6 protein-coding genes are annotated in these 8,268 nt (G+C 65.3%); all 6 read left to right on the forward strand.

Annotated elements, in window-relative coordinates; genetic code table 11:
- On the forward strand, positions 1 to 1,003 hold a 1,003-nt coding region (gene trkA, locus L995_RS12635), incomplete at its 5' end, for a Trk system potassium transporter TrkA (RefSeq protein ID WP_047472081.1).
- Positions 1,004 to 1,012: 9 nt separating this feature from the next.
- Positions 1,013 to 2,479 carry a TrkH family potassium uptake protein gene (locus tag L995_RS12640; RefSeq protein WP_016447201.1) on the forward strand — a complete coding sequence of 489 codons (1,467 nt, stop codon included), beginning with the start codon at positions 1,013 to 1,015 and terminating at the stop codon, positions 2,477 to 2,479.
- 81 nt (positions 2,480 to 2,560) lie between these two features.
- Positions 2,561 to 3,856, forward strand: a complete 1,296-nt coding sequence (gshA, locus tag L995_RS12645) for a glutamate--cysteine ligase (RefSeq protein WP_012207794.1) — start codon at positions 2,561 to 2,563, stop codon at positions 3,854 to 3,856.
- A 97-nt stretch (positions 3,857 to 3,953) separates the two neighbouring features.
- Positions 3,954 to 5,822, forward strand: coding sequence for a potassium transporter Kup (locus tag L995_RS12650; protein ID WP_047472083.1), 1,869 nt, complete (start codon positions 3,954 to 3,956; stop codon positions 5,820 to 5,822).
- 50 nt (positions 5,823 to 5,872) lie between these two features.
- Complete coding sequence (locus tag L995_RS12655) at positions 5,873 to 7,054, forward strand: benzoate/H(+) symporter BenE family transporter (RefSeq protein WP_017404050.1); 1,182 nt, start codon at positions 5,873 to 5,875, stop codon at positions 7,052 to 7,054.
- 79 nt (positions 7,055 to 7,133) lie between these two features.
- On the forward strand, positions 7,134 to 8,084 hold the full coding sequence (gene gshB / locus L995_RS12660) for a glutathione synthase (RefSeq protein WP_016454229.1): 951 nt from the start codon (positions 7,134 to 7,136) through the stop codon (positions 8,082 to 8,084).
- Positions 8,085 to 8,268 lie beyond the last annotated feature (184 nt).

Consider the following 8,268-nt stretch of genomic DNA (forward strand, 5'->3'; position numbering starts at 1 on the left):
CGCACTGGCCTCGGTGCGCGCGCGCGACGGCGCCCCCGCCGTCGGCAAGCGCATCGGCGAGCTGCGCGACTGCATGCCCGAGCTGGCCATGCGCATCGTGGCCATCTACCGGCGTTTCCTGGACGAGCCCGACCGCTTCGTCCGCTGCGACGGCAACACGCGCATCGAGCCCGGCGACGAGGTCTTCATCCTGGCCGCGCGCGAGCATGTGGCCGAGGTGCTGCGTGCCATCCACCAGCCTGCCGGCCGGCCTTCGCGCCCGGTCTACCGCATCATGGTCGCCGGCGGTGACCAGGTCAGCCAGCGCCTGGCGCTGCAGCTGTCGCGCGTGCCGGGCCGCTTCCACATCAAGATCATCGAGCCCGACGAGCAGCGCTGCCAGGACCTGGCCTCGCTGCTGCCGGCCGAGGTGCTGGTGCTGCACGGCGATGCCACCGACGAGGACCTGCTGGCCGATGAAAGCGTGGAGGACGTGGACCTGTTCCTGGCCCTGACCGACGACGATGAGAACAACATCATGGCCAGCCTGCTGGGCAAACGCATGGGCGCGCGGCGCGTGCTGTCGCTGATCACGCGGCGTGCCTACGCCGACCTGATGCACGGCACGCAGATCGACATTGCGCTGTCGCCGGCCCAGGCCATGCTTGGCGAACTGCTGGCCTATGTGCGCCGCGGCGACGTGCAGGCCGTGCACAGCCTGCGCCGGGGCGTGGCCGAGGCGCTGGAGATCGTGGCGCGCGGCGACCGCAAAAGCTCGCGCGTGGTCGGCCGCAAGGTCGAGGACCTGCGCGTGCCCGAGGATGCCCACATCGGCCTCATCGTGCGCGGCATACCCGAAGGCGTGCCGGCCGACGAAATCGCGGCCGGTGCCGAGCCCGAGGTCATCATCCCGCGCAGCACCACCGTGATCGAGAGCGGCGACCACGTGATCTTCTTCCTGCCCCACAAGCGGCTGGTACGGGACGTGGAGAACCTGTTTCGCGTCAGCGCCACCTTCTTCTGAGCCGACACCATGCGCGACCTGTTACCCGTCCTGCGCGTGCTTGGCATGCTCATGGTCATGTTTGCGCTGTCCATGCTGCTGCCCTTTGCAGTGTCCTGGTTCACCGACGACGGCATCTGGCGCATCTACCCCTGGGCCATCGGCATCACGGCGGCGGCGGGGCTGTCGCTGTGGATAGGCCTGGACCACTTCCGGCGCGAGCTGCAGCCGCGCCACGGCGTCATCCTCGTCACCCTGGTCTGGGTGGTTTTGCCGCTGTGCGCCATGCTGCCCCTGGTGCTGGGCATGGGCCATGTGGGGCTGAGCATCAGCTTCACCCATGCCTATTTCGAGGCCGTCTCGGGCCTGACGACCACCGGCGCCACCGTGCTCACGGGGCTGGATGCGCTGCCCGTGTCCATCAATGTCTGGCGCACCTTCCTGCAATGGTTGGGCGGCATGGGCATCCTGATCCTGGCCGTGGCCATCCTGCCCCTGCTGGGCGTGGGGGGCGCCCAGCTGTTCCGTGCCGAAGCCGCTGGCCCCATCAAGGACACCAAGCTGACGCCGCGCGTGACCGAGACCGCCAAGGGCCTGTGGGGCGTGTACGGCGTGTTCTCGCTGGCCTGTCTGCTGGCCTTCTGGGCGGCAGGCATGTCGCCGCTGGATGCGCTGATGCACATGTTCGCCACCGTCAGCCTCGGTGGCCTGTCCTCGCATGACACCAGCTTTGCGTATTTCGACTCGCCGTTGATCGAACTGACCGCCCTGGTCTTCATGCTGCTGGCCAGCTGCAACTTCGCGCTGTACTTCGTGGCCATGCGCAAGGGCCGCTGGGACGGCTTCTGGCGCGATCCGGAAATGCGCGCCACGCTGGCCGTGCTGCTGGGAGGCGGGCTGATCGTGGCGCTGCTGCTGTGGGCCAAGGGCGTGTACGGGCCCGTGGAGGCCCTGCGCTACGGTCTCTTCCATGTGGTCTCGGTGGCCACGACGACCGGCTTCACCACGGTGGACTACCTGACCTGGCCCGTCTTTGCGCCCGTGCTCATGCTGCTGATGTCGGGTGTGGCCACCAGTGCGGGCTCCACGGGCGGCGGCATCAAGATGGTGCGCATGCTCATCCTGCTCAAGCAGGCGCGGCGTGAACTCACGCGGCTCGCGCATCCGCGCGCCTTGCAGCCCGTGCGGCTGGGCACCGGCGTGGTGGACAACCGCATGATCTTCTCGGTGCTGGCCTTCATGCTGGTCTATGGCGCCACCGTGATCACACTCAGCATGGTGCTGCTGCTCACCGACCTGGACCCGGTGACCGCCTTCTCCGCCGTGCTGGCCAGCGTGCACTGCATGGGGCCGGGCCTGGGCGCGGTGGGCCCGTCCTCCAACTATGCTGTGCTCACCGAATTCCAGACCTGGGTCTGCACCCTGGCCATGCTGCTGGGGCGCCTGGAAATCCTCAGCTTCATGGCCTTGCTTTCGCCGGCTTTCTGGCGCCGCTGACGCTGCAAAGACTGGGGAAAACACCTAGACCATGGTCCAATCTCTACAATTGCCCCCCACCGTCGTACCCAGAGGGTCTTTATGGTTCCACATCTCATCACGGCCCTGACCGGCCCGATCAACGAGCTTGAGCAGCGCATCCTCGACTCCATGCCGGCGATCGAGCGCTGGTTCCGGCTCGAATGGATGGAACACACGCCGCCTTTCTATTGCTCGGTGGACATCCGCAACGCCGGTTTCAAGCTCGCACCCGTGGACACCAACCTCTTCCCCGGGGGCTGGAACAACCTGACCGACGAAATGCTGCCGCTGGCCGTACAGGCGGCCATGGCGGCGATCGAGAAGATCTGCCCCGAAGCGCGCAATCTGCTCATCATTCCCGAGAACCACACGCGCAACACGCACTACCTGGCCAACGTGGTGCAGCTCAAGCGCATCTTCAACATGGCCGGTCTGAACGTGCGCATCGGCTCCATCAGCCCCGATGTGAAGAAGACCACCACCGTCACCCTGCCGCATGGCGACACGGTGACGCTGGAGCCGGTGATCCGCAGCAAGCGCCGCATCGGTCTCAAGGATTTCGATCCCTGCACCATCTTGCTCAACAACGACCTGTCGTCCGGCGTCCCGGGCATCGTCGAGGAGCTGTACGAGCAATACCTGCTGCCCCCCCTGCATGCAGGCTGGAGCGTGCGCCGCAAGAGCCGCCATTTCCAGAGCTATGAGGAAGTGGCCAAGCGCTTCGGCAAGCTGCTGGGCATCGATCCCTGGCTGATCAACCCGCTGTTCGGGCGCAGCGAAGGCATCGACTTCGCCAATGGCGTGGGCATGGAAGGCCTGGCCGAACAGGTCGATGTGCTGCTGGCCAAGGTGCGCCGCAAGTACAAGGAGTACGGCATCAAGGAAAAGCCGTTTGCCATCGTCAAGGCCGACAACGGCACCTATGGCATGGGCGTGATGACCGTGCGCGATGCCAAGGAGCTGGCCGAGCTGCCGCGCAAGAGCCGCAACAAGATGGGCATGATCAAGGACGGCCAGACCGTGCACGACGTGATCATCCAGGAAGGCGTGCTCACCCAGGAGCGCATGAACAACGCCGTGGCCGAGCCCGTGGTCTACATGATGGACCGCTACGTGGTCGGCGGCTTCTACCGCATGCATCCCGAACGCGATGTGGACGAAAACCTCAACGCGCCCGGCGCCGGCTTCGTGCCGCTGGCCTTCCAGCACAGCACCCAGCTGCCCCAGATCGGCGCGCGCCCGGGTGCCAGCATGCCCAACCGCTTCTACATGTATGGCGTGGTGGCCCGGGTCGCCATGCTGGCGGCCAGCTATGAGCTGGAGGCGACCAACCCCAACGCGGAAATCTACGACTGATCGGGGTGCTGTCCGATGCGCTCGTCATCAGGACAGCGGACAATGCCGGCATTTCAATTGACTGAAGCCATCTCCCCACGGGATGGCGCATAGACCTGTGCAGAAAACCAAATCTTCGTTGGCCGCGCTCACCCTGGGCGCCATCGGCGTGGTCTATGGCGATATCGGCACCAGCGTGCTGTATTCGGTCAAGGAGGTCTTCGGCTCCGGCCATGTGCCGTTCACCCAGGAGAACATCTACGGCGTCCTGTCGCTGCTGTTCTGGACCCTGACGGTCATCGTCTCGCTCAAGTACGTGGTCCTGGTGCTGCGTGCCGACAACAACGGCGAAGGCGGCCTGGTCGCCATGCTGGCCCTGGCCTCGCAGACCGTCAAGGACAAGCCGCGCCTGCGCAGCGTGCTGCTGCTCATCGGCATCTTCGGCACCTCGCTGTTCTATGGTGATGGCGTGATCACGCCGGCCATCTCCGTGCTCTCGGCCGTCGAAGGCCTGGAAGTGGTCTCTCCGCACTTCACCAAGGCCGTGATCCCGCTGACCCTGGTCATCCTGTTCCTGCTGTTCTGGTTCCAGAAGCACGGCACGGCGGGGATCGGTCGGTTTTTCGGCCCCATCACCCTGGTCTGGTTTGCCACCATCGCAGCGCTTGGGGTGCACCAGATCGCGGGCCATCCCGAAATCCTGGCGGCCATCAGCCCGCACTTCGCGGTGCGCTTCATCTGGGACAACCCCGGCACCAGTTTCATCATCCTGGGCGCCGTCGTGCTGTGCGTGACCGGGGCGGAGGCGCTTTACGCCGACCTGGGCCACTTCGGCAAGAAGCCCATCCGCCTGGCCTGGTTCTCCGTGGCCATGCCTGCCCTCACGCTCAATTACTTCGGCCAGGGTGCGCTGCTGCTGGCCAACCCGGCCGCCGTGAAGAATCCCTTCTACATGATGGCCCCGGCCTGGGCGCTGCTGCCCCTGGTGCTGATGGCCACCATGGCCACGGTCATCGCTTCGCAGGCCCTGATCACGGGCGCCTTCAGCGTCACGCGCCAGGTCATACAGCTGGGCTATCTGCCGCGCCTGGAAGTGCGCCACACCAGCGTGCGCGAGACCGGCCAGATCTACATGCCCCTGGTCAACTGGAGCCTGTTCGTGGCGATTGCGCTGGCCGTGGTGCTGTTCCGCTCCAGCGGCAACCTGGCGGCCGCCTACGGCATTGCGGTCACGCTGGACATGCTGATCACCACCACGCTGACCTTCTTCGTGATCCGCTACCGCTGGAACTACCCGCTGGCCCTGTGCATCGCGGCCACCGGATTCTTCTTCCTGGTGGACCTGGCCTTCTTCTCGTCCAACCTGCTCAAGCTGTTCGACGGCGGCTGGTTCCCGCTGCTGATCGGCGGCACGGTGTTCTCGCTGATGATGACCTGGCGCAAGGGCCGCGAGCTGCTGCACGAAAAGCTGCAGGCCGATGCCATCGACCTCAAGAGCTTCCTCGAATCGGTCTGGCGCCATCCGCCGGCGCGCGTGACGGGCACGGCCGTCTTTCTTTCCGGCGAACCGGGCACCGTACCCAACGCCCTGCTGCACAACCTCAAGCACAACAAGGTGCTGCACAACCAGAACATCTTCGTCACGGTGCGCAACCATGAAATTCCCTGGGTGGGCCTGGACAAGCGCACCGAGATCGAGGCGCTGGGCAGCGACTGCTGGCAGGTCATCATCAACTACGGCTTCAAGAACGAACCGGACGTGCCGGCGGCACTGTCCCTGCTGCGCCCCCGGGGTTGCCAGCTCGACGCCATGGAGACCAGCTACTTCCTGTCGCGCGATGTCATCATCCCGCGCATCAGCCACCGCATGGCGCCCTGGCGCGAAAAGCTGTTTGCCCAGATGCACCGCAACGCCAGCCGTGTCTCCGACTTCCTGCACCTGCCCAGCAACTCCGTGGTGGAGCTGGGCTCCAAGATCGAGCTGTAGGCGTCGCCAGCGCATCGCACGGTCGGCGGCTGTGGTGACAGAATCGCGCGATGCGCTTTTTCCGTGACTTGAGTCCCTCTGCCTTCGCAGCCGGCTTCGTGGCCGTGCTCGTGGGCTTCACCAGCTCGGTGGCCCTGGTCTTTCAGGCCGCCCAGGCCTTCCATGCCACGCCCGAGCAGATCACGTCCTGGATCTGGGCGCTGGGACTGGGCATGGGCCTGTGCTCTCTGCTGCCCTCGCTGATACTGCGCATGCCGGTCATGGTCGCCTGGTCCACGCCAGGCGCAGCCGTCCTTGCCACGGCAGGGCTTGCCGGGGGCTTTTCCATGGGCGAGGCCGTTGGCGCCTTCATCATCAGCGCGGGGCTGATCATCCTGGTGGGAGCCACAGGCTGGTTCGAGCGCGTCATGAACCGCATCCCCATGGAAATCGCTGCCGCCCTCCTGGCGGGCGTACTGGCCAACTTCGGCATGCAGGCCTTTGCCGCCGCCAGGGATGCGCTGCCCCTGGTGCTGGTCATGCTGCTGACCTATCTGCTGTCGCGCCGCCTGGCACCGCGCTATGCGGTCATCGCCACGCTGGTGGCCTCCATCGCCTGGGTGGCGCTCAACGGGCAAATGCAATGGTCCGCCGTGCATGCAGGCCTTGCCTGGCCAGTCTTCACCATGCCGCAGTTCTCGGTGCCCGCCCTGGTGAGCCTGGCCTTGCCCCTGTTCGTCGTCACCATGGCCTCGCAGAACCTGCCCGGCGTGGCCGTCATCCGTGCCACCGGCTACGACCTGCCCATCTCCCGCATCATCAGCATGACGGGCATCGCCACCCTGGTGCTGGCCCCCTTCGGCGGCTACGCGCTCAACCTCAGTGCCATCACCGCTGCCATCTGCATGGGCCCCGAGGCCCATGAGGACAAATCCCGCCGCTACACGGCGGCGGCGATCTGTGGCCTCTTCTATATAGTCATCGGCATCTTCGGCGCCGTGGTCACGGGACTGCTCACCGCCTTCCCCAAGGAACTGGTGGTCTGCATAGCGGGACTGGCCCTGCTGGGCTCCATAGGCAGCGGCCTGGCGACAGCTCTCAAGGGGGAGGAACACAGGGAGGCTGCGTTGATCACCTTTCTGGTGACGCTCAGCGGCGTGGTGATAGCCGGAGTCGGCTCGGCGTTTTGGGGCGTGGTCGCGGGCAGCCTGGCGCTATTTGTGCAACATTACCGACGTGCACGGGCTGACTGATACGCGGCCCAGGCCCGGGCACCCCACTTCCGCCTCCCATACAGGCGAGGCACGGGCCGCCGCCTTCTGCACACAACCCATGCAAATCCTCTTCGTCGCCGATCCGCTCGAATCGTTCCAGACCTACAAGGACACCACCTTCGCCATGATGCGCGAGGCGCAGCGGCGCGGCCACTCCATCGTGGCCTGCGAACCCAGGCAGCTTTCCTGGCAGCGCGGCGGCAAGGTCGTCGCCCAGGTGCGGCACATCCAGCTCACGGGAGATGCCCGGCAGTGGTTTGAAATCTCCAAGGAAGGCCTGGAGGAGCTGGCGGGCTTCGACGCCATCCTCATGCGCAAGGACCCGCCCTTCGATTCCGAATACTTCTACTCCACGCACCTGCTGGAACAGGCCGAGCGCGAAGGCGCAAAGGTCTTCAACAAGCCCAGGGCGTTGCGAGACCATCCGGAAAAGCTGGCCATCCTCGAATTCCCGCAATTCATCGGCCCGACCCTGGTCACGCGCAGCGCGCAGGACATCCGCGCCTTCCATGAAGAGCATCAGGACATCATCCTCAAGCCGCTGGACGGCATGGGCGGCATGGGCATCTTCCGCGTGGGCGCCGACGGCCGCAACCTGGGCAGCATCATCGAAACCCTGAACCAGGGCGGTGCCAGCAGCGTCATGGTGCAGAAATTCCTGCCCGAGATCACCGAGGGCGACAAGCGTGTGCTCGTCATCGGCGGCAAACCTGTTCCCTATTGCCTGGCACGCATTCCCCAGGGCAACGAAGTGCGCGGCAACCTGGCAGCGGGCGGCAAGGGCGTGGCCCAGCCTCTGAGCCAGCACGACAAGGCCATGGCCGAAGAGATCGGTCCCCTCCTCATGGAGCGTGGACTGCTGCTGGCCGGTGTCGATGTCATCGGCCAGTGCATCACCGAGATCAATGTGACCAGCCCCACCTGCTTCCAGGAGATCCATGACCAGACCGGCTGCGACGTGGCCAGCCTCTTCGTCGACGCTCTGGAGCAGGCCTTGGCGGCGGCTTGAAAAAACTTGGCGGATGACGCCAGTCATCCGCCAAGTTTTGGTGCTAGAATTGCGCCCCTGCACTCGATGACACGCAAATGTCTGAAAAGTGAAGCTTCCAGAGTTTTGCAAGACCGTTAAAAAACGTGCTACAATGCAAGGCTCTGCTGAAGAGAGCGATGCAGATCGCTGGTGTTGAAAAGAT

This window comes from Delftia sp. ZNC0008, from assembly GCF_000799035.1.
Classification (GTDB): Bacteria; Pseudomonadota; Gammaproteobacteria; order Burkholderiales; family Burkholderiaceae_C; genus Comamonas; species Comamonas tsuruhatensis.

What these genes read in the sequence shown, in the direction of transcription:
- L995_RS12640 (WP_016447201.1), top strand. Translation starts at nt 1,013, where the DNA reads ATGCGCGACCTGTTACCCGTCCTGCGCGTGCTTGGCATGCTCATGGTC.
- gshA (WP_012207794.1), top strand. Translation starts at nt 2,561, where the DNA reads ATGGTTCCACATCTCATCACGGCCCTGACCGGCCCGATCAACGAGCTT.
- L995_RS12655 (WP_017404050.1), top strand. Translation starts at nt 5,873, where the DNA reads ATGCGCTTTTTCCGTGACTTGAGTCCCTCTGCCTTCGCAGCCGGCTTC.
- gshB (WP_016454229.1), top strand. Translation starts at nt 7,134, where the DNA reads ATGCAAATCCTCTTCGTCGCCGATCCGCTCGAATCGTTCCAGACCTAC.